This window comes from Telluribacter humicola, from assembly GCF_017355935.1.
GTDB lineage: Bacteria > Bacteroidota > Bacteroidia > Cytophagales > Spirosomataceae > Telluribacter > Telluribacter humicola.
This window is the reverse complement of sequence record NZ_JAFIQT010000005.1, coordinates 155,762-180,455: the sequence shown is the minus strand read 5'-3', so window position 1 is coordinate 180,455 and position 24,694 is coordinate 155,762. Positions and strand designations below refer to the sequence as shown.

Sequence of the window (24,694 nt, the reverse complement as noted above, 5' to 3'; positions counted from 1 at the left end):
ACTTGTGGATGAACATTTAACTGTTTAATCATCACACACTATACTCATTTATGAATAAGTTATTAATTGTTTGTATCGCTGTAGCCCTAGCATTAAAATTGATGGGCTCCTTTATTGGGGCAATTTATATCGTCTGGTTTCTAATGCTGGTACTGGCCTTAGTAGGAATCATTGAAGATAATAAGACCAGTTGGGTATTATCCACTATTCTTCTTCTACTTATTATGCACCCATTAATTCAGGATGTAAGCGATACGAAATTTTCGATTGGAATTATCGTTTCGGTAGTATTAGCTATTGTGTATATTAATGTTTCACATTGGTTACAATTTATACGCAATCAGGAAGAGGAAGACAATCACGATTCTTTATTCAGTTTCAATTCAGAAGAAATTTCTTATTTGATAAAAAATAATAATCCCACTCTCCTAAATACGGAAGAATTAACGGAGCTATCATACTACGAAAAAGAAAAGGAGACCGGTAAAATGGATCACTCTACAGCAAGAGGTATTACCATGTTTTGTGCGGTATGTGTCTCTATTTATATATACTATAATGGGGTTTCATTGAGTCTCCTTGGTCCATTAACTATGATTGTGGCACTGTGTGTATTTACCTACCTTGTCCAGATTTATAGCAGCTCGTCATCTAATGTATATAATCTTATGTACATGCAATTGATGCAAAATGCTAAGGAACGAGCCTCGTACCTGGTTGAGAAGAAAAGATGATATAAGCATAACTAAGTCTGGTACTTATCAATATTCCATTTATTTAGAATATTGATTTAGCTACACCATATACGCCCCAGCGCCATTACTTATCAATGGTGCTGGGGCGTACTTTATAATATAGCCAACAAACCGCTAATTTTCAGACACATATATAGAATCCATCAAAAGCAGCAAAAGAAAATTTACAAGAATGAGCAGGAACAACTTTTGTGGCTATAGCAGGATATAAACTATAAGGTAAACTTAATAATAGGCGCGTATGGCATTATTTTCAGCAATAGCAGCACTGGTACTGGCACTCACACATTTATTTTCCGAAAGACTTAAACTCACGGCAATTCCCCGCAGCAAATGGTTATCCTTTGCCGGGGGGATTTCGGTGGCTTATATATTTGTCCATTTACTTCCAGAGCTCGCTGAGGGTCAGGAAGTACTTCAGGACCAGGTACTAAACTATCTGGAACACCATACCTACTTAATTGCTTTATTTGGATTAGCCTTCTTCTACGGTCTGGAAAAGGCCGCCAAACAGTCTTCACAGTCCGCACGCGATGAGCATGAAACTGAAATGAAGTCAAAAAATCTGAATGTATTCTGGCTGCATATTTCTTCTTTTGCCCTGTACAATGCCATCATTGGGTATCTGCTGGTGCATCGTAACGAAGGTACCATGGCTACTCTTCTATGGTTTACGGTGGCTATGGCATTTCATTTCATGGTGAATGATTATGGACTCGCTGAACACTACCAAACCGCGTATCGTCGAAAAGGTCGCTGGATCATCACCGCTGCCGTACTGGTTGGGTGGTTGACAGGTGTACTTACAGAATTACCTGAAGCATCGATTGTGGTGCTCTTTGCCTTTATCGCCGGAAGTACGATCATGAATGTACTCAAGGAAGAGTTACCCGAAGAACGTAAGAGCAACTTCTGGGCGTTTTGTACCGGGGTAGTACTGTATTCAACTCTTCTGCTGCTTATTTAATGACTAGAACAGGACCGGTAAAGATGAGAATCTGATAACATACCTTATTCAATGTATCAATCTGAGCGTAGCGGTCGTGAACATGGTATAAAAAGTCATTAACTGCTTCGACAGACTGGCCTGCAAGTACTAGCATAAACAGGGGTTAATAACTATTCGGGCTCATTTTACACTTCTTAATTTGTCATTACTATACAATATCAAGTAAAAAGGTCGGTGCCTTTGTGAATCCAGGTTACACTCTCTTTTCTTTGCAGAAAACTTAGAAAAACCACCTATGGAAAATATACTGGACCAGGCTTACTCCGCTGACAACTTTCGTCAACAGGGGCACGCGCTGATAGATATGATGGCCGATTATTTGGAAAGAACTACTTCAGAAAAAAATAAGGAAAAAACTATACAGTGGCAGCCCCCTACAGATCAGCTGGCTACCTGGCAGGAAGATGCCCAACAGCCGCTTGCTGACCCGTTGGAGCTGTTTCAGGATGCCATAGCCCGGTCCATTCACCTACACAACCCTAGGTACATGGGTCACCAGACTACCCCTCCCTTACCGGTAACTGTACTTTCATCGGCTGTGTCGGCGCTGCTGAACCAGGGACAGGCGGTGTACGAAATGGGTATGGTGGGCAATTCATTAGAGAAGATCATGTCGGAGTACCTGGCCCGTAAGCTCGGCTTTGGCAGCGAAGCATCGGGTTTTTTGACATCAGGTGGATCGTTGGGTAACCTGACGGCCTTACTTGCAGCCAGGGCTGCCGTGAGTAATGTATGGAATGAAGGCCATCAGGAGGGGCAACGCTGGGCGGTACTGGTATCCGAAGAAGCGCACTACTGCATCGACCGCGCCGCCCGGATTATGGGTCTGGGTACCGAAGGTATTATCAAAGTACCTGTGAACGAGCGGTACCAGATGCGCACCGACCAGCTGGAGCAATACTACCAGCAGGCTATATCTGAGGGAAAGCAGGTACTATGTGTAGTAGGCTGCGCCTGCACGACCTCTACGGGCTCCTACGATAATCTGGAAGCCATTGCGGCCTTCTGTCAGAAGTACAACCTGTGGTTTCATGTGGATGGAGCCCACGGAGCACCGGCCGCCTTTTCTCCCAAATACAAGCATCTGGTTAAAGGAATTGAACAGGCAGATTCGGTCGTGGTGGACTACCACAAAATGATGATGACACCCTCACTCTCGACGGCGGTTATCTTCAAGCGTAGCGGCGATTCCTATAAGACATTTGCCCAGCGAGCCCAGTACCTGTGGGCGGAGCAGCCAGGAGAGGAAGAATGGTACAACGGCGGGAAGCGAAGCGTGGAATGCACCAAGAACATGTCCATCCTGAACGTGTACACCATCCTGCGTACCTACGGTGAAACCATATTCCGGGAGAATATTGATCGGCTGTATGGACTGGCAACTACATTTGCAGCCCAGGTCAGAACCAATCCCGCTTTTGAACTGGCCTACGAGCCGGAATGCAATATCGTGTGTTTGCGGTACCTGACAGAGTGCGATACAAATAGTTTTAATCAGCAGATCAGACAATTGCTGCTGGAAGAGGGAGACTTTTTCATAGTTCAAACTATCCTGAAAGGGCAAACCTATCTGCGGGTATCTCTGATGAATCCGCTCACTACTGAACGGGAGCTGCAGGAACTACTGGGGAATATCGAGCAGAAGGCTGCTTATCTGCTGGCTCATTCCCACTAGTCAGCTTTACTCAATAATTGTATTGACGACGGCCTTCACCAGCGGAGATAGTTGCTTATTGCGCCAGGCTATGGCATGATTAACTTCTATCTCCTGAGGTGAAGCGCCGTTCTTAAGTACCTTTCTAGCCACCAATCCGGGTTCTTTGCTCAGATCAAACAGGGAAGGCATAAAGGCAATACCTATATCCAGACTTACCAGGCTACACAGCATCTCGTGGGATGATACCTCCTGCACGATGTTGGTTTCGCGACTAAATCCCGCTTTCTGGCAAAGGCGCTCGATGTAGTCATAAAAGGGATGAAGTGACTTGTTAATGATCACCCATTTCTCGTTTTTCAATTCCTCCAGTACAATGTGATCGGCCGACGCCAGGGGATGATGTTCCGAGAGTAGCACGCTGAGGTAGTCACTTTTATATACCTGCGAGGCTAGCGACTCATCTTTCAGAGGTAGCAGCGTCATCCCAAGGTCAATCCGTTGTTCCAGCAGGCCATCCTGCACGCTCTCTACCGTTGGGAACTCAATGATCTTTACCTCTACCTCCGGAAAGTGTATGGCTATGGTATGTAGTATCTCCACCACCCACTTCCGAAAAGCCAGTTTAAAAAACCCGATACGCAGCTCGTTTTTATGCTGCCCAAGGTTACGGGCATTTTCCAGAGCCTTTTCACTCTGTCTCAGTATTGACACGGCATCCGTCATAAATTGTTCTCCAACCTCCGTAAGCTCCACTTTCCGCTGCTTAAGTCGTAGAGCCCGTACAAACAGGTCAACCCCAATCTCCTCTTCAAGAAGTTGAATTTGCTGACTGAGCGCCGATTGGGATATGAATAACTTTTCTGCCGCGCGGCCAAAGTGTAGCTCGCGTGCTACTTCTACAAAATACCGCAGTTGCCGTAGTTCCATACAGCAATTTCCAATAAGAAATACTAATTACCAAATTAGAAAATACAATTAAACTTATAAGAGATTAAATATCATTTTTGAGAGCAACAGTACGAACAGGTAAGCACAAGGACTCAATTCAAAATAGGTAAGACCTGCTTTTCTTTCTCCTTTTAAGCGAAAGAAACCTAAAAAAATGTAAACGCATGGCAGTCAAAACGTTTTCCCGCGATCATCTCCATTTTGTACTGTATGAGGTACTGGGCATGGAAGAAGTTACAGCTCATGAATACTTCAACGGCCACAGCCGGGAAACCTTTGATATGATTCTGGAGGCAGCCACCGAACTAGCCGAAGAATACTTACAACCCGCCTATAGGGCCGTCGATCGTGAGGAACCTCAGTTATCCGACGGACAGGTAAAAGTACATCCCCTGGTGCATAAGTTCTACCATGCTTACACAGAGTCGGGTCTGATGGCAGCTACCTTTCCAAACGAGTGGGATGGCCAACAGTTGCCGCGTACCATTGCCGCAGCGGTTCAATTTATACTCTCCTCCGCCAATAACAGCTTTGTGATGTTTACGGATCTGGTGAAGGGGGTTGCCAATGTACTACTTCAGTTCGGCAGTGAGGAGCAGAAGGCCCTGTACCTGCCCAAACTCCTGTCCGGGCAGTGGGCTGCTACCATGTGCCTTACCGAGAGCCAGGCCGGCAGCTCATTATCTGACATTACTACTATGGCAGTACCTGCAGGGGAGGCTGCCTATCACATCAAAGGACAAAAAATATTTATATCAGCGGGCGATCAGGACATCACCGAAAACATAATCCACCTGGTGCTTGCCCGAATCGAAGGCGCCCCGGCCGGAGTGAAAGGTATCTCGCTCTTTATCGTACCCAAAAATAGACCTGGTGCGGATGGTAAGCTCGTGCCCAATGGAGTGGAGTCTATTGGTATCTACCATAAAATGGGTCAGAAGGCTACTCCCGCTATGCACCTTGAGTTTGGTGGCTCCGGTACCTGCGTTGGATACCTGCTTGGGGAAGCCAACCGTGGCTTGCAATACATGTTCCAGCTCATGAATAGCGCCCGACTGGAAGTAGGCTTGGCCGGAGTATCAGTCGCCTCACTGGCCTACTGTACCTCACTGCAATACGCCCGGGAGCGGGTTCAGGGCAGACGGGCTGATGCCAAAGATCCCAATACGCCACCGGCTCCCATTATTCAGCATCCGGATGTCAGGAGAATGCTGTTGATTCAGAAGGCCTTTACCGAAGGTACTCTGGCTCTTATACTTCAATGCTACAAGTACCTGGATCTCTTGAAGGTTTCCGAGGGACCACAGAAACAGCACTACCTGGACCTGCTGGAACTCCTGACGCCGGTGGCCAAAACGTACGGATCAGAGGAGGGAAATCGCTCGGTATATCAGGCTCTGCAGGTACTGGGCGGGTATGGATATACGACTGATTTTCCCGTTGAGCAAATAGCGCGGGACGCTCGCATATTTCCGGTATATGAAGGTACTACCGGTATTCAATCCATTGCATTATTGGGTCGGCAGATACCTCAAAACAATGCTCAGGCGGTAGACCTATGGAGTGAGCAGGTTATGCCGGATATACAGGTGGCTCTAGAATCAGAAGCCTTACAACTCTACGCTGACCAGCTGAACCAGTCCATTGAGGCCTGGAAATCAGTAACCGGGCTTTTGCTGAGGATACGCGAAGAAAGAGGTAACGAAGCCTATCTGGCTAACGCTACTCTGTACATGCAGCTGTTTGGGATCCTTAATGTTGCCTGGCAGTGGCTCAGAATGGCCACGGTGGCCGAAAAAGCGTTATCCGGTTCGACTGTTACTACGGAGCGGAAGGACTTCTATCATTCTAAAATACAAACCATGAAGTTCTTCTACAACTATGAGCTAACAAAATGCAAAGTATTGTGCGAGCAGCTCACGTCGGAGGAACAGCTATCAGTATACAATCCCGAAGCAGAAATACTTATCTGATACTCCTCCTATGAAGCAAACCTTAGAGTTACCTCTGGAACAGGCCCAGGAACCCTCTCTGAAATACGGCTGGTACGTAGTCTTTTTACTAACCTTAGCCAATATTTCGTCATTCATCGACCGACAAATCCTCAGCCTGCTGGTAGTACCTATCAAACGTGACCTAGGGCTAACCGACTTTAAGATGAGCCTACTCATGGGATTGAGCTTCGCTTTGTTCTATACCCTGTTCGGTGTCATCATCGGCAGGCTCGCCGACCGGTATAGTCGCCGTAATATCATCATGAGCGGCGTGGCCCTATGGAGTCTGATGACAGTACTATGCGGGGGCATCCGGAGCTACTCGCAGTTTTTTCTGGCCCGTATGGGCGTAGGGGTAGGTGAAGCAACCCTGTCCCCCTCGGCCTACTCCATGATTGCCGACTACTTCCCCAAAAGCCGCCTGGCTACGGCTCTAAGTATTTTTTCATCGGGCATCTTTCTGGGATCGGGCATAGCGCTGCTGATCGGGGCCGGTATTATTGCCACGCTTCCTACTGAGGGACGGGTGTACGTGCCGCTGCTGGGCTCTCTGTATCCCTGGCAACTCCTGTTTGTGTACATCGGTCTGCCGGGCCTGATCCTGTCCGCATTGATGCTGACGGTAAAGGAACCGGTTCGTAAGAACCTCCTCAAAAATGAAGGCAAGACCGTAGAAGTAAGTATACCGGAAGCACTCAAAATCATATTCAAACACAAATGGGCCTACCTGTCCATTTGCTTTGGGTTGGCATTTTCCGCTCTGATCAACTACGGATGCAGTGCCTTGGTACCTACGTTTCTGGTGCGCACCTACGGCTGGAGCATGCCACACGCGGGACTAGGCTTTGGGATTGTACTCGTAGTAGCATCCGGACTGGGAGTACTCTGGGGAGGCTGGTACGCCGATCGGCTGGTGAGGATGGGCCATACTGATGGTCGTCTGCGCGTAGGATTGATCTCTCTGATAGCCGTTACGCTAACCTGCTTTGCTCCCCTTTTGGATAGTCCCATTCTGGCCTTAGCCATCCTATTCATTCCCTGCTTCTTCCTGGCGTCCAACATAGGAGCGGCCGCCTCGGCTGTACAAGAATTAATGCCTAACCAGGTAAGGGTACTGGCTTCGGCCATATTCCTCTTTATTCTCAACCTTATCGGATTGGGACTGGGGCCTACTACGGTAGCCATATTCACCGACTTTGTATTTCAGGATGAAGGAGCCATTCGCTACTCTCTGGCGCTGCTCCTACTGATTGGAGGAGTGGTCGGTGGAGTCAGCTTCTGGACGGGGCTAAAGCCTTACCGTGAGGCAATTGAAAACAACAAGGGGCAGTTAACTGATGAAAACTAAATGACCTATTCAACTACTCACAGAGCTTTAAAAATCATGAGTTTAACTAAACAGAAGTACTACAATACTCTTAGTCTGTTTATAAGTGGGCTTATTGTAGCTTATCTATTTCCCACTAGTACAAGCGCACAATCTTTCCAACAGCAAGCCCGACCGCGCATTGTGGTAACGGCTGATCCGGAACTCGACGATAATAACTCACTGATCCGCTTCTTACTCTACAGCAGTGACCTGAACATAGAAGGACTTATCTACGCCAGCAGCCAGTTTCACTGGAAAGGGGATGGGAAGGGTACAAAGTGGTATGTGCAGGGACGGGAGTACAGCCGTTTCGGGTTGAACTTGTGTCCCTGTGAATCATGGCGCTGGGGCAAAGACGAACGTTTCATTCATGATGCGGTCGAAGCCTACGCGAAGGTATATCCAAACCTGAAAGTGCATAACCCGGCTTATCTGGTGCCAGATGTACTTAAATCCAAAATCCGGTATGGAAATATTGAATTCGATGGTGATTATTCGAAAGATACACCGGGCTCTGATCTGATCAAATCCCTGATTCTGGATGATAAGCCAGGACCACTCTTTATCACCGCCTGGGGAGGACACAGCACCATTGCCCGGGCTCTGAAATCAATTCAGGACCAGTACGAATACACTACGCAGTGGGAAGCTATCCAGAAGAAGATCTCCCGCAAGGTAGTACTACTGCCCTCCGGTGATCAGGATGATACCTATGCTAGCTATATCAAACCAAACTGGCCCGATATAGAGTACCGGCAGTTCAGAGGTGGTCCCAACTATGGCTATGGGGCCCAGTTACGGGCTACTCCGAAGAACGCTGCCTTTCTCACCTCCTCCTGGATGAAGGAAAATGTCTCCGATCGTGGACCCTTCGGAGCCTTGTACCGGGTATGGGGAGATGGGAAACAGATGGTAAAAGACGATATACTCGATTACTTTGGCTTTACGGGCTTAACTAATGAACAGTTAAAGCAAAGGGGATACGTTGTATGGATGCCTGTTCAGGAGAAAGGCTCCTGGTTGGGTGAAGGGGATAACCATACCTTCATGAACATGCTCGGTAATGGATTACGTGCCTACGAGTCAAGTACCTACGGGGGTTGGGGTGGTCGTAAGGCACCGGAACAGGAGACCCCAAATATATTCTCACAACCTGCTGATACATCAGCTCAGGCCTTGGTAGCTACTCTTAGCTCAGATAGGTTGAACAGAAACGCCAATGAACCTGTCTACCCTAATTTCTTTCCGGCGGCGCAACAGGATTTTGCGGCCCGTCTTAAATGGTCGGTAACCCCAAAATACGCCAATGCCAATCACGAACCGATCGTACACATTGAGGGGCCACTCAGTTTTATGGCGGCTCCCGGAGCTAAGGTACGGTTAAGTGGAGCGGTTTCGGATCCGGACGGTGATCTGGTTACGCACAAATGGTGGCAGTTCCAGGCAGGAAGCTATCCCAACAAAGTTGTCATTTCTAACCCTACTCAGAAGCAAACGGAGGTACTGATTCCCAATGATGCAGTGGCCGGCCAAACCATACATCTTATCCTTGAAGCAACTGACAATGGTACACCTGCGCTTACCAGGTATCAGCGGGTAATCATTACGGTGAGGAATAAATAAGTACAGCTTGCAAAACAGCTTGTACCATCTGCCAAACATTTGATAGAAAACATCCCATTGGATTCCATCTGACCTCTTGAAGCTACTCATGAACAATACTACTATACTAAACCTCATTTCCGAAACTCTTCAGCTGGAGACAGAGGGAGAAATCCTCATTGTCAGGATCAGCCGTCCGGAAAAACGAAATGCACTCAATGATGAAACTATACTTTGTCTGGAAAAACTGTTTACTAACATACCCGAAGGCATCAAGTGTGTGGTCATTCATGGTGAAGGAAATCATTTCAGCGCCGGCCTGGACTTGTCGGAGTTGAAAGAGAGGGATGTGGTGGAAGGCATCTTCCACTCCCGCATGTGGCACAGTGCACTGGAAAAGTTGCAGTTTGGCAAAGTACCGGTGGTAGCCGTACTACACGGCGCGGTAGTAGGGGGAGGTCTTGAACTGGCCAGTGCCGCCCACATACGGGTAGCCGAGCCCTCTGCCTTTTATGCCTTACCCGAAGGCCAACGGGGTATATTTGTGGGAGGTGGCGCCTCGGTACGAATACCAAAGCTGATCGGTATGGCGCGCATGCAGGACATGATGTTTACGGGTAGAGTCTATACAGCGGAGGAAGGCTACACCATCGGGCTGTCGCAGTACCTGGTGGATGAGGGGGAGGGGCTGAATAAAGCCATGGAACTAGCCCGCAAGATAAGCTCCAACGCCGGCATGACCAACTACGCGCTCATGCACGTACTACCCCGCATAACAGAGTCGTCGCAGGAACAGGGTCTGATGATGGAGTCATTGGTTGCGGCCATTTCACAAAGTGCACCCGAAGCAAAAGAACGCCTCCGGCTGTTTCTGGAAGGTAAAGCTAAAAAAGTAGGAGAAGCATGATCCTGAAAGACGACATACAATCCTCACCATACCGGAAGATCCACTTTGGTGAAGTGTCTATTGATACAGCCACCAGGGAAGATGGGACCATCCTACTGAAGTCACGAGTGCCCTTACAGCCTTACCCCACCCGGATGACCGAGCGACTGCTGCACTGGGCCGAGGTCCGGCCGGACCATATATTTATCGGGCAGAGGACTAGTGAGGGGCAGTGGCGTACTCTTACCTACCAGCAGACGCTGGACCAGGTCTTACAGATCGCCCAGTATCTGCTCCAGGCAGACGTTTCTGCTTCAAGACCCATTGCTATACTCTCAGAGAACAGCATTGAACACGGGTTGCTGGCCCTGGCTGCCCTGCACGTAGGTATACCCTATTCATCTATTACGCCCGCTTACTCGCTACGCTCTACCGACTTTCAGAAACTCCGGCACGTTATGGACCTGCTTACCCCGGGTATGCTGTTCGTTTCGGATGGAAAGAAGTACGAGAAAGCACTGAAAGCCGTTGCCAAAGATACTGAGGTAGTAGTTGTGTCAAATCCAGGTGATATACCGACTACCCTTTTTCAGGACCTCTTAACAACTGTTCCAACCCATGCCGTTGATGAAGCATTCAACCGCATTGAACCTGATACCATTGCCAAAATTCTTTTTACCTCCGGCTCTACCGGTTTGCCCAAAGGAGTAATCAACACGCATGGAAACATCTGCACCAACTGGCAGCAGATTACCCAGACCTTCCCCTTCATGGCCGAAGAGTTTGAGATCATTGACTGGCTGCCCTGGAACCATACCTTTGGGGGCAATCACAACTTCGGACTAATTTTGTACAACGGGGGTACCCTATACCTGGACGAAGGTAATCCGACTCCGGCTGGAATGAAGGCAACGGTAGCCAATCTTCAGGAAATAGCTCCAACCATCTACTTCAACGTACCTAAGGGTTTTGGTGAACTGCTTGAATACCTGCGTAGGGACCGGGGGCTTCGGGAAAAGTTTTTTAGCCGGGTCAAGCTGCTCTTCTACGCCGGAGCCGGCATGCCCCAGCACGTGTGGGACGCTCTGGAGCAGTTGGCGCTGGACACCGTTGGTGAGCGCATTATCATCAGTACCGGTTTGGGCTGCACCGAATCAAGCCCCTCCGCTCTTTTCTCCACGCGCCCTGATGGCTTCGCCGGTCTGCTGGGACTACCCGTGCCGGGACTGGAACTGAAACTGGTACCAGTAGATGGCAAACTGGAAGCTCGCTTCAAAGGAGGAAACGTTACCCCCGGCTACTGGCGCAATGAAGAAGCCACCCAAAAAGCCTACGACGAAGAAGGATATTATAAGTCCGGAGACGCCCTTAGATTCGTAGATCCGGATGATGTATATAAGGGACTCTTATTCGATGGGCGTCTGGCCGAAGACTTTAAGCTGAATACCGGTACCTGGGTCAACGTAGGCACAATACGATCAGCCCTGCTGGCTGCCGGTAATGGACTGATCCAGGATGTAGTCATTTCCGGCCATGACCGCGACTACGTAGGGGCACTGGTATTCCCGGAGGTAGAGGCATGCAAAGCCCGCTTCGGCCTTACCTTTGACGCGGATCTACGTGAAGTCGCAGCCAGTGCTCAGTTGAAACAAACAATGCAGCAGATCCTCGATATTTTGGGTCAGAGAAGTACCGGTAGCGCTACCCTCATAAAACGAGTCCTGATCGCTGACTTTACATTATCAATGGATGCGGGTGAATTGACCGATAAGGGATCAGTCAATCAGAAGCAGGTGCTAAAAAACCATCCGGAAGCGGTAGCACTGCTCTATCAACCTAAACCCGCCCACCAAGTCATTGAAGTAAATACCTGATTGGATTGTACCTATGAAAACAACTATTCTACTTGCTTTAATCTTTGCAATCCTAACCAGCTGGGCAGTGGCCCAGCCGGTTAGGATTGATTCGGGTACGATCAACGGGGCCAGGTACAAGATCCTTTTCCCCACCAACTGGAAAAGCAAATTGGTCATGTACGCCCATGGGTATGAATTCATGAATTCTCCTTCGGCCATTGATAACCCAAACTTTGCCCAAAGAGTGGCTCCCTTTCTAGAGCGGGGATATGCCGTAGCTGCCTCCGCCTACCGCCAACAAGGATACGCCCTGCCCGAGGGAATTGAGGATACCGAAGCTCTCAGAAAACACTTCGTGGGTAAGTACGGCATGCCTGACACTACCTATATGGCCGGTGAATCCATGGGAGGAGGCGTCTCGCTGGGTATTATGGAAAACTTTGCAACCCACTACAAGGGAGCTTTGCCCCTATGCCCCTTATCCAGCCGCCCGTATCTGCAGACCCGTAAGGAGTTTGACCTGCTGGCTGTTTTTAATGTACTTTTTCCGGGACTTACTTCGTCACTTTCTGATATTGTAAATAATAGTGCAAACGCGCAGCCCCAACCCATGAACCAAGTCTTTATGAAGGTGGGACCCATTCAAAAAGGCTTGACGAAAGATTCGCTCGTAGCCAGGCAGCTGGCTCAGCAGTTTGATCTGAAAGTAAAAGACTTACCTTTCGCAGTACTCTTTGGGGAGATGGTACTACGGGATCTGATCAGAAAATCCGGGGGCAATCCTTTTGACAATACCAATACCCTGTACAGTGGCTATCCGGATGACTGGATGGTCAATCAGAAGGTAGAACGCTTTGCTGCTTCCCGCAAATCCTTCGATTTCCTTCAGCGCTATGACCGTACCGGCGATATTTCCCTGCCGGTGGTGATCCTGCATACTACTTACGATCAGCTGATTCCGGCCAAAATGGCCATCACTAATTATGAAAATATGGTCAGGCAACGAAACAAGGAGCAGTTTATGGTAGTAAAGTACACCAACGGCCAGGGACACTGCCAATTTACTCCTCAGCAGACCGGAGCAGCCTTCGATACGCTGCGTCAGTGGGTCTCGACGGGTAAACGCCCCAAGCCCGGCCCTATTGAATAAAATCAAATTAGTAACCTATATACCTAACAAATTAGAATATGTACAAGATCAAACCCCCGTTCAGAGCCGATCACGTTGGAAGTCTTCTTCGTACCCCCGAAGTAAAGGAAAGCCGGATGAAATGGAAGAGAGGCGAAATATCGGCAGAGGAACTACGGGCTATTGAAGATAAAGGCATCGCCGAAACGGTAAAGCGGTTGGAATCGACCGGTATGAAATCCATCACCGATGGAGAATTCCGCCGCGACTACTTCCACCTGGACTTCCTCAAAGAGCTGGCCGGTGTGACCGTGACCGGTGGTATCGACGCTAATCCTAATGCGAAGGCCGCCGAAGATGGTTTCACCCCTCCCAAGGTAAGCGTAACCGGTAAGCTCAAACACGTAAAGGATATTCAGGTGGATGATTTCAACTACCTGAAGCAGGTAGCCTCCTGTACCCCTAAGGTGACGATCCCATCACCTACTATGATTCACTTCCGGGGAGGACGCAAATCTATTGATATCAACTCTTATCCTGACATGGATGAGTTCTTCCATGACCTCAGCCAGAGTTACCGTCAGGAGATCGACGCTTTATACAAGTCCGGCTGTAGGTATATTCAATTAGATGATACCAACCTGGCCTACCTCTGCGATCCCAAAATGCGGGCTGCCGCTCAGGAGCGGGGTGAAGATCCGAACGAACTTCCCCGTACTTACGCCTCCCTCATTAACTCAGTTATAGATGGCCGTCCTGATGACCTTACGGTGGGCATTCACCTCTGCCGGGGCAACTACCGCAGTACCTGGTTTGCGGAGGGTGGCTACGAGCCGGTAGCCGAGGTGCTCTTCAACAACATCAACGTGGATGCCTACTTCCTGGAATATGACGACGAACGCAGTGGCGACTTTGCCCCTCTTCGCTTTGTACCCAACAACAAAGTAGTGGTACTGGGTATCGTCTCATCCAAAAGCCGTGAACTGGAAGACCCTGATGACCTGCGCAAACGCATCGATGAAGCCGCTCAATACATGCCTCTGGAGAACCTCTGCATTAGCCCACAGTGTGGATTCAGTAGTACTCACCACGGCAATGATATGAGCCACGATGATCAGTGGAGAAAAATCGAACTGGTAGTCAATACAGCCCAGAAGGTTTGGGGCGAGAGTTAATCTGCCCCCTTACAGATCCAATAGCAGCGACAGTCACCTTTCGTGATCTCTGGCCCCGGGTACTTCACTGACCCGGTGGCCAGAGTTGCTGTTAAAGTACACTCAAGCAAGGAGAGCACTCCTCTCCTTCCATTTATATTCTCCTTTCTTCCTTTTGTTCAGATGAATTTAGATGAGATCGTAGCGATTGACGTGCATACGCACGCGGAGGTATCCTGCACCCAACCCCACGATGATTACCGCCCCGAATTTGACGAAGCCTTTGCCAGGTACTTCAAGTCCAGCCACCGGCCTACCATTCAGGAAACTGTCGACTACTACCGGAGCATCAGGATGGCGCTGGTTATGTTTACCGTAGATGCCGAGTATGAACTGGGCCGACGTCGAATCCCTAATGAGGAAGTAGCCGAAGCAGCCCTGGCTAACCCTGATGTGATGATTGCCTTTGCAAGCATTGATCCGCATAAGGGACGCATGGGTGCCCGAGAAGCCCGTCGACTCATTGAAGACTATGGCGTGAAAGGATTCAAGTTTCACCCCACGGTGCAGGGCTTCTACCCCAACGACAGGATGGCGTACCACCTTTACGAAGAAATTGCCGCCGCCGGACTGCCCATGCTATTCCATAGCGGCCACTCTGGATTTGGCAGTGGGGTACGGGGAGGAGGAGGTCTGCGACTGGCCTATTCCAACCCTATTCATCTGGACGATGTTGCCATTGATTTTCCGGATGTACCTATCATTATAGCGCATCCATCGTGGCCCTGGCAGGATGAGGCTCTGAGTGTCTGCCTGCACAAGCCTAATGTGTACATTGATCTATCGGGTTGGAGCCCCAAGTACTTCCCCCCTCAGTTGGTGCAATACGCCAATACGCAGCTCAAACACAAAGTGCTCTTTGGAACGGACTTCCCCTTGATCACGCCTGAGCGCTGGATGAAGGACTTTGAACAGGCTGGATTCAAAGATGAAGTAAAGCCCCTTATCCTTAAAGAAAATGCGATCCGTATGCTGAACCTAAAAAAATAAGTGTGGTGTAGAGGGAAGGGGTGAAGAAATGTCGTCGTATGGATTAACTGCATCTTATTCTTCATCACTTACCATTTACCCATGTACAAAAGCATCCACTATCAATGGCATCTTAAGAAAGAGGAGGTCAATAGCAGCATATCTTATCTTAACCGGTACCTATAACTGAATACTATACCTGCTAAACTAGTCAGCGTACATGATATCCTAATTGTGATGTATAAGTATACTGGCAGAAAGTTAAGCTTCTTTAAGTAAAATAGAGCCAAGACTATTCCTAAGATGAACCCAACTTACAAGACGACAACCGATACCTCACCATCCTACGCGGATATCAAAGGCATCATTGATAACCGGAGCCTGAGCTGGCTTCAGTACACCACCATCTTTGTCTGCTTCCTGATGAATATGCTGGACGGAATGGATGTACTGATTATCTCCTACACCGCCCCCTCCATTGCCAGCGAATGGGCCATCAGCTCTGAAATGTTGGGTATGGTATTCAGTGCCGGAGTAGTGGGAATGGCCGTCGGAGCCATGTTTCTGGCTCCCAAAACAGATATTATAGGACGCAAGTCCATGATCCTGATATGTGCTATACTGATGGGAGGGAGTATATTCGCTACCGCCTACGCACAATCAATCACACAGCTGAGCATTTTCCGGTTTATTAGTGGATTAGGGATTGGCTCCATGCTGGCCAGTACCTCGGCCCTTGCTTCCGAGTATGCTCCCAGTCGTACCAAAGATTTCTGGGTTAGTCTGGTCATCAGCGGCTATCCGATGGGAGCCTTCCTGTCTGGCCTGGTGGCAGCTGAGGTTATTCCTACGTACGGCTGGCGCACCATGTACATCTTAGCCGGCGTTGCTTCGGCTATTACCATCCCTCTGATCTTTTTTATGCTGGCCGAGTCACTTGATTTCCTTTTCAAGACCCGACCCAAAAATGCTTTACAAAAGAGCAACCACATAATGGTAAAGATGGGGCTGGCCCCTCTGACTCAAATGCCCGAGGTAAAGCTCGAAGTTCGCAAAGCATCGTCATTCAGTTCTCTATTCACTGATGGACGGAAAGTAGGAACGATTGGTTTGTGGGTAGCCTTCTTTATGTCATTCGTAACGCTCTACTTCCTGACTAGCTGGATACCGAAGCTTGCTGCCAATACAGGTCTTAGTCTTGAACTGGCTATCTACGCCGGTACGGTATTTAACATGGGTTCCTTTGCCGGTATACTTACGCAAGGGTACCTGTCCGGGAAGTTCGGGCTGCGCAAGGTGATTGGTACGTTCCTTATCCTGACGGCAATCCTGATGTTTACATTCAGTGCCTTCTCCGGGTCGGTACTGGTACTTGTGCTCTTTGGTTTGATTGGATTCTGTATTCAGGGAGGATTTGTTGGATTGTATTCAGTAGCGGCCCGTATGTATCCCACGGAGGTACGTACTACCGGTATTGGCTGGGCGATTGGCGCCGGTCGCATTGGTGCTCTGGTTGGTCCTCTTTTGGGTGGCTTACTAATAGGCATGAATGTATCTACCACTGCCAATTTCATCATTTTTGGCCTTCCGGCGATTGTAGCCGGTATCGCTACCTACGTAATCAAGTCTAAGGATGTAAGCTAGCGGCTGTATACACTCCGTGAATTGAAGACCCATTTATATAAGTTGAAGCGGGCTACCTCATCATGAGGTAGCCCGCTCCTTTATTTAGGCAGGAAAAATAAGATGCATAAGTAGGTACAACACCGACGGACAGATCAGACAGCCCAGTCCCGTATAGAAAGTTGCAGTAAGGGCACCGTAGGGTACCAGTTTAGGATCAGTGGCTGCCAGTCCGGCTGATACGCCACTCGTAGTTCCCATCAACCCACCAAACACCATAGCAGAGTGGGGATTGTTCAAACCGATACTCGGAGCAATGAAGGGAGTCGCTATGGTGATAAATATAGCCTTCACTACTCCCGCTGCTATACTGAGCGCCATCACATCCGAGCTGGCACCAATAGCCGCGCCAGTCACCGGTCCTACAATGTAGGTACAGGCCCCGGCTCCGATGGTGGTCAGGCTTACGGCATCTGTGTAGCCCCAGAGTAGTGCCACGGCTACTCCCCCCAGGAAGGAGAGTACAATACCAATCAGGAGTGATAGCGCCCCTACCCATCCGGTCTGCTTCATAACCAGGAAGCTGGCACCCATGGCCGTTGACACAATAGCGAAATCACGGAACATCGAACCTCCCATTATTCCAAAACCCGAAAAGAGCTTCAAATCGGCTACTCCCTTTTCTCCGCCTGAGTAGATTCCACCAAAGTAGGCCAGCACCAGCCCGCCCAGAATAGCAATGGCCGAAGCAGGAATCTTACGGTTGGTAAGGCGGATGGAGATAATGGTAGATACGTACATGATAAGCCCCACCAGCAGAAAGGCCACCACCAGCCCGTTCTTCTCAAGAAATCGGATAATAATCTCCATCCTGATCAACGGGTTTCGGTTTGGAAAGTCGGGAAAGCAGCGGCACCGTTGCCAGGCATAGTAGTACAGGCACAATGCCAGCCAATAGGGCTATAAAACCGCTGGATACCGCTACTTTTACATTTTGAACAGCTGACATAGCCACCACGATGGGTATATACATCTGGCTCCAGAAGAGAATACCTCCCTCGGTAAGCTTATCCAGGTGGTCCCTCTTGATGAGCCAGTCATTCAGCAGGATTAACAGCAGCATGGCAAAGCCTACTCCTCCCACATTGGCATCTATCCCGATGAGATACCCCAGTAGTTCACCCGCTAGTTGCCCCGTAACATAACAAAATGCCAGAATGGCAACGCCATAAATAGTCATATCCTGTGGAGGTTAAGCAGGTTGAAAAAGCTGTTTCAGATCGTTCTTGGTAACCTTTCCCATAGCATTGCGGGGAAGCTCCTCTATGATACGGTACTGACGAGGGAGTTTATAGCCGGGGATCCGTTCCCGCAGCCAGGAGTTGATATCCTCCGTCGTCACAGAATGGTCTTTCATGATAAGTACGGCTGCTATCAATTCGCCCCACTCTTCGTTAGGTATACCTACTACACTGCAGTCGCTGATGGTTGGGTGAGTACGCAGCACTTCTTCTATCTCTAAGGCCGATATCTTGTACCCGCCGGACTTGATGATATCAATGGAATCACGGCCCAGAATGCGGTAATACCCCTCTTCCACCACCGCAATATCACCAGTACGGAACCAGCCATCGGCGGTAAAGGCTTTCTGTGTGGCTTCGGGACGATTCCAGTATTCCAGAAATACGTTAGCCCCTTTTATCTGAATTTCGCCGGGCTGTCCTGTGGGAACTACGACATTTTCCTCGTCAACTAGCCGTACATTTACCCCCGGGAGAGGCTGCCCGATGTACCCCACGCGACGGTCACCATCGTAAGGATTACTGATACCCATACCTATTTCAGTCATGCCGTACCGCTCGAGTAGTGTATGGCCACTGATCCCCTTCCACTTTTCCATCACCGAAGCAGGCAAGGCCGCCGACCCCGACACCATAAATCTGAACTGGGCTAGAGTTGCCGAGATCTGCTGCTGCTCGTCCGCCGGTAGCCCCTCCCAGTAGGAGATAAGCTTGAAGTAGATAGTAGGTACCGCCATGAACACATTGACCCGGCCACTCCGGAATATATCGAATATGGCTTCGGCCGAAAAGTTAGGTAGAAACTCCACGGTAGCTCCGGACCATAGGGCACACGACACCACATTGACAATACCGTGTACATGATGTAGCGGGAGCACGCAAAGGGTATGGTCGGCCGATGTCCATTGCCAGGCCTCATCCAGGGTAGAGATCTGGGTCTCCAGGTTGGCATGGGTTGTCACAACTCCTTTTGGCAAGCTGGTGGTACCGCTTGTGTACAAGATCATAGCCCGGCGGCTTCTGTCCAGTTGAGGTAGTTGTATAGTCGTAGCGGCTTTTTCCTCCTGCCCCAGTATAATAAATCTAAAGCCTTTTTCTTCGGCCAGGGGGGCCAGTACTGCCGCGTAGGTTTCATCGGCAACGACGATTTGCGCCCCGGTATCTTCTATGACGTACCTGAGTGAAGGAAGCGGATACGAAAGCGCCAGCGGAGCGGCAACTCCACCAGCCCGCCAGATCCCCCACTGCACCCGCACGTAGTCAAAGCCGGGTGTCACCATGAAGGCCACCCGGGCCTCGTTCAGATCGTCTGCTCCGTTAAGTAGTTGCCCCGCCAGGACTTCTGAGCTTTCAAGTAGTTGTTGGTAGGTATACGATTGTCCGTTAGAGATAATAGCCGTTTGATCCTGATTCCGGACGGCATTCTGGAGGAGTTGTTGCATGTATAAGAGGTTAATAAAGCTATGGGTACTATCTATAAATGTGATAAATTACTTTTCGTATGATTCTCTAAACTGCCTGGGCGATACCCCCGCCTGTTTACTGAAGAAGCGGGAGAAATAGGCGGGATCATCAAAATTAAGCCGGTAGGCTACTTCCGAAACACTATATTCGGTATGCTGCAGGTACTTCTTGGCTTCCAAAAAGAAGTAGTCATGTACAACCCGCAAGGCGGATTTTCCTACCATTGCCTGACATGCCCTATTGAGGTGGACCGGGGTGATGTTAAGTTCGCGGGCATACTCTTTAATTGTCTTCTGAGGAGAGTACGACTGCTTCATACTTCTCAGAAAATTTCTGAAGTACTGACCACTCCGGCTATCCGTAGTTACTGACTTTTTTGACTTTTCCAGAGCGAGGCGATAGATACCTCCCAACAGTAGGTTGAAGTAGCTTTGCTGCACCATTCCCTTTTCGGGCAAATCATCCTGTAACTCTTCATGTAGCCCATATATGGTCTGCCGGACCAGTTGAAAAAGTTTATGCTGTCCCAGCTCAGTCAATACAAGGGTACTATTCAACTCAGTAAGTACATTGGGATAATGTTGAAAAAGTACCTCCAGAAAGGAGGAAGAGAGTGTCAGTACCATTCCTTTGATATCCCGGCTTACTTCCAGCCCGTGTAGTATATTCTCCGGAATGGCTACGATAGAATGTGATGCAACCCGTTGCTGCTGTTCTTCAAAAGTAAAATTAACTGTACCAGACTCAATCAGAAACACCTGGAATAAGTGGGCGTGCAGATGAGGCTCAATTACCCAATTGTGCTTTTGACTCCGGTATTCAAATGATTCACAGTGCACAAAATCCGGCACCAGAAGATCATCTTCACCATAAAGGCCGTAGTGTAGAGGTTTCTTTTTGGTATATGTCATCAAAAAGCAATAGGTTCAGTGCGTACTCTTAATTCAGCAAAAACTGGAAACTATCCCGCAATTCTTTTATTTACTGCCTAAGATAGAGAAACAGATCTTCATTCTTTTACTACCCGTCGATGTTTATTTTGTCCAACTATTAAATCAATTTGTCCAAAGGGACAACAGCGATTACTACCTACTTTTGAATAGATGCAGCTAGTAAACGTTTGATTGCTCCAATGAAACAAAAGACCCAGGTAGGTATAATAGGCGCAGGTCCCGCAGGTTTAACCTTGGCACTTTTACTACAAAGAGCGGGTATCGAATCAGTAATTATCGAAAATCGTAGCCGCGACTATGTAGAATCCAGAGTAAGAGCCGGGCTTCTGGAACAGAACACCGTCAATTTGTTTAATGAACTGGGAGTAGCGGATCGATTAAATAAGGAAGGGTTAACCCACAAGGGCGTCTACTTTAGCTTTGACTACGAGCGGCAACGAATACCTTTTGATGAACTAACTGGGGGTCGCTGCATCACCATCTACGGGCAACAGGAAGTGATCAAAGACCTGATCAAAGCTAATCTAGAACGGGGTAACCGGATCGAGTTTGAAGCCTCCGCTACCAGCCTGGAAGGCATTGATACCACGACTCCCAGGATACACTATCAGCAGGACGGAGAACAGAATACGCTGGAATGTGCCTTTATAGCAGGTTGTGATGGTTATCATGGTATTTCCCGTAAGACTTTACCCACAAGTACTTACCGTGAACATATCAAAGAATACCCTTTCAGTTGGTTGGGCATACTGGCCTACGCACCTCCATCCACCGATGAGCTTATCTATTGCTATACCGAAAGAGGCTTCTCGCTACATAGCTTGCGGTCCGAATCAGTGAGCCGACTGTACCTGCAGGTAACGAACGACGACTCCCTTGACAACTGGTCAGATGATCGCATCTGGGATGAGTTGTCCAAACGACTCCATACCGAAGGCTTCGTCCTGAATACAGGAAAAATTTTTGAAAAAGCTATTACCCCCATGCGGAGCTTCATGATCGACAATATGCAGTACGGTCGTCTTTTTCTGGCAGGTGATGCGGCCCACATTGTCCCCCCTACCGGTGGCAAAGGGCTTAACCTGGCAGTGGCGGATGTCCGGTGGCTGGCAGAGTCAATAGTTAGGTACTTACATTCCAATGAGGAAGATCAGTTACAATCTTATTCGACTAATGCGCTACGACGGATTTGGCGGGCGCAGGATTTCAGTAACTTCATGACGTACCTATTTCATAAGCAGGAAGAGCAGGGCTCATTTGAATACCATCTGCAAAAGGCTAAATTTGATTATATACGACAGTCAAAAGCCTACGCAACAACCATTGCCGAAAATTATGTAGGACTTAAAGAAATTTAGAAGTGGAATTCATAAATATCAACGGACATGTAATTCACTTCCACTGGCGCCATACGCGGAAGGAGCGCACTTTTGTATTTATTAATTCACTGGGTACAGATCTAAGGATCTGGATCGAAGTCGTACAGGTTCTACAGGAGTGGGGGAATGTTCTTCTCTTTGATAAGCGAGGGCATGGTCTATCGGATGTCGTACCTGATACCAGCGGATTAGATGATTTTGCGGATGATGTGGAGGCTCTGCTCCATGAACTACAAATTGAAAAGTGCATCCTGGTAGGCCTTTCTGTTGGGGGAATGATTGCCCAGGTGCTGACCCAACGAATACCTGAGAAGATCGAAAAGCTGGTCCTGTGCGATACCCGCCATAAGATCGGAAATGCACAGATCTGGAATGACCGGATCAAAGCCGTAGAGAAGGAGGGTCTGTTAAGGATAGCCGACGGGGTGATGCAGCGCTGGTTTTCGCAGAAGTTTCGGGATGAACAAAAAACAAAAGTAGCGGGCTACCAGAACATGCTGGAACGCACTCCAACACCGGGTTATACCAAAACCTGCGAGGCCATACGTGATGCAGACCTGACCGAAATAGCGCGTGCTATAAAGATACCTACAATATGCATAGTAGGCTCCGAGGATAAATCTACTCCGGTAGAAGAGGTACGTAACCTGCACGAACTTATTAAAGGAAGCCGTTTCGAGATTATTCCTGATTCGGGACACATTCCACCCGTTGATAATCCTCAGGCTCTGATTGAGTTGATCCTGGATTTTATTCAGTAAATCTTTTCATCAAAGCTCGTATCCACAGTACTTTTCAAAAGGAGGTCTGTGGGGACACAGACCACGGTGAATAGACATCAACAGGCAGGCGTCCCTGTATGCTCAGCCTGACATACTAACTTGAAACTAATAGCTAACAGCTAAAAACTAATAGCTCCCAATGAACGACGAACTATACCAGAAAGGGATGCAGATGCGCAGGTCTGTGCTGGGCGATGCGCACGTTGACCGGGCCGAAGCCGCTAAAACCTCCTTCGACCAGGACTTCCAAGAGTACATAACCCAAAACGCCTGGGGTTCGGTATGGACTCGTCCGGGTCTGACTCAACGCGAGCGAAGCCTTGTCACGATTGCCCTCATGACAGCGCTGGGGCACGAAGGTGAACTGGAGCTGCATCTCAGAGCTACCAAAAATACGGGAGCCTCGGTGGAGGATGTCAAGGAAGTACTCCTGCATACGGCAGTCTATGTCGGAGTACCGGCCGTGAACACCGCTATTAAGATAGCTAAGAAAGTCTTTTCAGAAATAGATAACCCATCAACCAATGAGTCAGAATAAGCGCGACTGGGACGTACAACCTCCCTTCCTCTATCCGGATTATAAATCAACGGTACTACGGGCTCCTTCCCGGCCGCTGGTACCCATAAAGCATACACTGAGCGAACTTACAGGGCCGGTGTACGGGCACGATCTGATCCGTCCCTTCGATAACGACCTCACCATGAATGCCCGTGTAAACGGTGCTCCCCTGGGCGAGCGGATTATTGTTGCCGGTAAGGTAACGGATGAGCGGGGCCGCCCCATTTCCAATACCCTGGTGGAGCTGTGGCAGGCTAATGCATCGGGCCGATACGTGCACAAGGTCGACCAGCACGATGCGCCCCTTGACCCTAATTTCTTTGGCGGGGGCCGCTGCCTGACCGACAGCGAAGGCAACTACAAGTTTTATACTATAAAGCCCGGTGCATATCCCTGGGGCAACCACCCTAAGGCCTGGCGTCCCAACCATATTCATTTCTCGCTGTTTGGTAATCAGATCACCTCGCGGTTGGTTACACAGATGTACTTCCCCGGAGACCCACTGCTGGACTACGATCCGGTTTTTCAGGGTGTACCTGAGAAGTACCGCCATCTGCTGATTTCCAATTTTGATCTCGGTGTAACAGAACAGGATTTTGCTATTGGCTTCCGGTTCGATATGGTACTACGAGGCGATAACGAAACCCCATTTGAAAACCGATGAGCCAGGATAAATTCTACCAAACGCCTTCCCAAACCGTCGGCCCCTACTTCGCTTACGGACTTACTCCCAAACAGTACCTGTACAATTTCCCCAGTATAGCGGATGGAAATCTGATCATCAATGATGAAGTCTCAGGTGAACGCATAACTATTTCAGGTCAGGTTTATGACGGCAATGGCCATCTAATACCGGACGCCATGATCGAACTGTGGCAAGCTGATGCCGAAGGTAATTATTCAAAAGATTTAAGCATGTTTCATGGATTTGGCCGCTTAGGCACCGGTACAATCAAGGACAGCAAATTTGAATTTCAAACCATCAAACCCGGACGAGTGGATGGTCAGGCTCCGCACATCAATGTGATCGTATTCATGCGGGGACAGCTAACACATACCTATACACGGCTCTACTTTTCGGATGAGACCGAAGCCAATAGTCAGGACCCAGTCTTGCAAAGTGTAGAAGAAGACAGAAGAAATACCTTACTTGCTACCAAGACCATCCGGCCTGATGGGACTACCTGTTATGTTTTTAATATCTACATGCAGGGGCCTAATGAAACCGTATTCTTTGATGTATAG

Annotated in this window: 22 protein-coding genes; 17 read left to right on the top strand and 5 right to left on the bottom strand. The window is 48.8% G+C overall.

Annotated elements, in window-relative coordinates; all coding sequences use genetic code 11:
* Positions 1–50: 50 nt before the first annotated feature.
* From JUB14_RS20325 to JUB14_RS20315, 3 genes are all read left to right on the top strand, one after another.
* A complete protein-coding gene (locus JUB14_RS20325) occupies positions 51–734 on the top strand; it encodes a hypothetical protein (protein ID WP_207508658.1) in 684 nt (227 codons plus the stop codon).
* Positions 735–996: 262 nt separating this feature from the next.
* On the top strand, positions 997–1,722 hold the full coding sequence (locus JUB14_RS20320) for a hypothetical protein (RefSeq protein WP_207508657.1): 726 nt from the start codon (positions 997–999) through the stop codon (positions 1,720–1,722).
* 277 nt (positions 1,723–1,999) lie between these two features.
* Complete coding sequence (locus JUB14_RS20315) at positions 2,000–3,439, top strand: pyridoxal phosphate-dependent decarboxylase family protein (RefSeq protein ID WP_207508656.1); 1,440 nt, start codon at positions 2,000–2,002, stop codon at positions 3,437–3,439.
* Positions 3,440–3,445: 6 nt separating this feature from the next.
* Here the strand turns inward: JUB14_RS20315 and JUB14_RS20310 are convergent, their stop codons facing one another.
* Positions 3,446–4,348, bottom strand: coding sequence for a LysR family transcriptional regulator (locus tag JUB14_RS20310; protein WP_207508655.1), 903 nt, complete (start codon positions 4,346–4,348; stop codon positions 3,446–3,448).
* 185 nt (positions 4,349–4,533) lie between these two features.
* Here JUB14_RS20310 and JUB14_RS20305 point away from each other — a divergent pair, with 185 nt between their 5' ends.
* From JUB14_RS20305 to JUB14_RS20265, 9 genes are all read left to right on the top strand, one after another.
* Positions 4,534–6,342 carry an acyl-CoA dehydrogenase family protein gene (locus JUB14_RS20305; protein ID WP_207508654.1) on the top strand — a complete coding sequence of 603 codons (1,809 nt, stop codon included), beginning with the start codon at positions 4,534–4,536 and terminating at the stop codon, positions 6,340–6,342.
* A 10-nt stretch (positions 6,343–6,352) separates the two neighbouring features.
* Positions 6,353–7,711 (top strand): spinster family MFS transporter, encoded by a 1,359-nt coding sequence (locus tag JUB14_RS20300; RefSeq protein WP_207508653.1) that lies wholly within the window; start codon positions 6,353–6,355, stop codon positions 7,709–7,711.
* Between the two features lie 36 nt (positions 7,712–7,747).
* On the top strand, positions 7,748–9,355 hold the full coding sequence (locus JUB14_RS20295; RefSeq protein WP_207508652.1) for a DUF1593 domain-containing protein: 1,608 nt from the start codon (positions 7,748–7,750) through the stop codon (positions 9,353–9,355).
* An 88-nt stretch (positions 9,356–9,443) separates the two neighbouring features.
* A complete protein-coding gene (locus JUB14_RS20290) occupies positions 9,444–10,241 on the top strand; it encodes a crotonase/enoyl-CoA hydratase family protein (RefSeq protein WP_207508651.1) in 798 nt (265 codons plus the stop codon).
* Positions 10,238–12,094, top strand: a complete 1,857-nt coding sequence (locus JUB14_RS20285) for a feruloyl-CoA synthase (RefSeq protein WP_207508650.1) — start codon at positions 10,238–10,240, stop codon at positions 12,092–12,094. Before JUB14_RS20290 ends, JUB14_RS20285 begins: the two co-directional genes overlap by 4 nt.
* A 13-nt stretch (positions 12,095–12,107) precedes the next feature.
* Positions 12,108–13,226, top strand: coding sequence for an alpha/beta hydrolase family protein (locus JUB14_RS20280; protein WP_207508649.1), 1,119 nt, complete (start codon positions 12,108–12,110; stop codon positions 13,224–13,226).
* A 38-nt stretch (positions 13,227–13,264) separates the two neighbouring features.
* Positions 13,265–14,380, top strand: coding sequence for a 5-methyltetrahydropteroyltriglutamate--homocysteine S-methyltransferase (locus JUB14_RS20275; RefSeq protein ID WP_229368074.1), 1,116 nt, complete (start codon positions 13,265–13,267; stop codon positions 14,378–14,380).
* A 162-nt stretch (positions 14,381–14,542) separates the two neighbouring features.
* On the top strand, positions 14,543–15,409 hold the full coding sequence (locus tag JUB14_RS20270; RefSeq protein ID WP_207508648.1) for an amidohydrolase family protein: 867 nt from the start codon (positions 14,543–14,545) through the stop codon (positions 15,407–15,409).
* Between the two features lie 282 nt (positions 15,410–15,691).
* Positions 15,692–17,032, top strand: coding sequence for an MFS transporter (locus JUB14_RS20265; RefSeq protein ID WP_207508647.1), 1,341 nt, complete (start codon positions 15,692–15,694; stop codon positions 17,030–17,032).
* Positions 17,033–17,116: 84 nt separating this feature from the next.
* Here JUB14_RS20265 and madM read toward each other — a convergent pair whose 3' ends face one another.
* Genes madM through JUB14_RS20245 form a run of 4 tightly spaced genes read right to left on the bottom strand, consistent with a single transcriptional unit; the run spans position 17,117 to position 20,687 of the window.
* Positions 17,117–17,881 (bottom strand): malonate transporter subunit MadM, encoded by a 765-nt coding sequence (gene madM, locus JUB14_RS20260; protein WP_207508646.1) that lies wholly within the window; start codon positions 17,879–17,881, stop codon positions 17,117–17,119.
* Complete coding sequence (gene madL / locus JUB14_RS20255; RefSeq protein ID WP_207508645.1) at positions 17,856–18,251, bottom strand: malonate transporter subunit MadL; 396 nt, start codon at positions 18,249–18,251, stop codon at positions 17,856–17,858. The genes madM and madL overlap by 26 nt, the downstream gene beginning before the upstream one ends.
* Before the next feature lie 12 nt (positions 18,252–18,263).
* Positions 18,264–19,754, bottom strand: coding sequence for an acyl-CoA synthetase (locus JUB14_RS20250; protein WP_207508644.1), 1,491 nt, complete (start codon positions 19,752–19,754; stop codon positions 18,264–18,266).
* Between the two features lie 48 nt (positions 19,755–19,802).
* Positions 19,803–20,687, bottom strand: coding sequence for a helix-turn-helix domain-containing protein (locus JUB14_RS20245; RefSeq protein ID WP_207508643.1), 885 nt, complete (start codon positions 20,685–20,687; stop codon positions 19,803–19,805).
* Between the two features lie 221 nt (positions 20,688–20,908).
* On the opposite strand from JUB14_RS20245, the gene JUB14_RS20240 reads away from it, so the two are divergent.
* The 5 genes from JUB14_RS20240 to pcaG all read left to right on the top strand — a co-directional run bounded on the left by JUB14_RS20240 (position 20,909) and on the right by pcaG (position 24,694).
* A complete protein-coding gene (locus JUB14_RS20240) occupies positions 20,909–22,087 on the top strand; it encodes a 4-hydroxybenzoate 3-monooxygenase (RefSeq protein WP_207508642.1) in 1,179 nt (392 codons plus the stop codon).
* Between the two features lie 2 nt (positions 22,088–22,089).
* The gene (pcaD, locus tag JUB14_RS20235; RefSeq protein WP_207508641.1) at positions 22,090–22,869 is read left to right on the top strand and encodes a 3-oxoadipate enol-lactonase; all 780 of its coding nucleotides are present in this window, start codon (positions 22,090–22,092) and stop codon (positions 22,867–22,869) included.
* A 160-nt stretch (positions 22,870–23,029) separates the two neighbouring features.
* Entirely contained in the window at positions 23,030–23,428 is a 399-nt protein-coding gene (gene pcaC / locus JUB14_RS20230; RefSeq protein WP_207508640.1) for a 4-carboxymuconolactone decarboxylase, read from the top strand.
* On the top strand, positions 23,415–24,113 hold the full coding sequence (gene pcaH, locus JUB14_RS20225) for a protocatechuate 3,4-dioxygenase subunit beta (RefSeq protein ID WP_207508639.1): 699 nt from the start codon (positions 23,415–23,417) through the stop codon (positions 24,111–24,113). Before pcaC ends, pcaH begins: the two co-directional genes overlap by 14 nt.
* Positions 24,110–24,694 (top strand): protocatechuate 3,4-dioxygenase subunit alpha, encoded by a 585-nt coding sequence (pcaG, locus tag JUB14_RS20220; RefSeq protein ID WP_207508638.1) that lies wholly within the window; start codon positions 24,110–24,112, stop codon positions 24,692–24,694. Before pcaH ends, pcaG begins: the two co-directional genes overlap by 4 nt.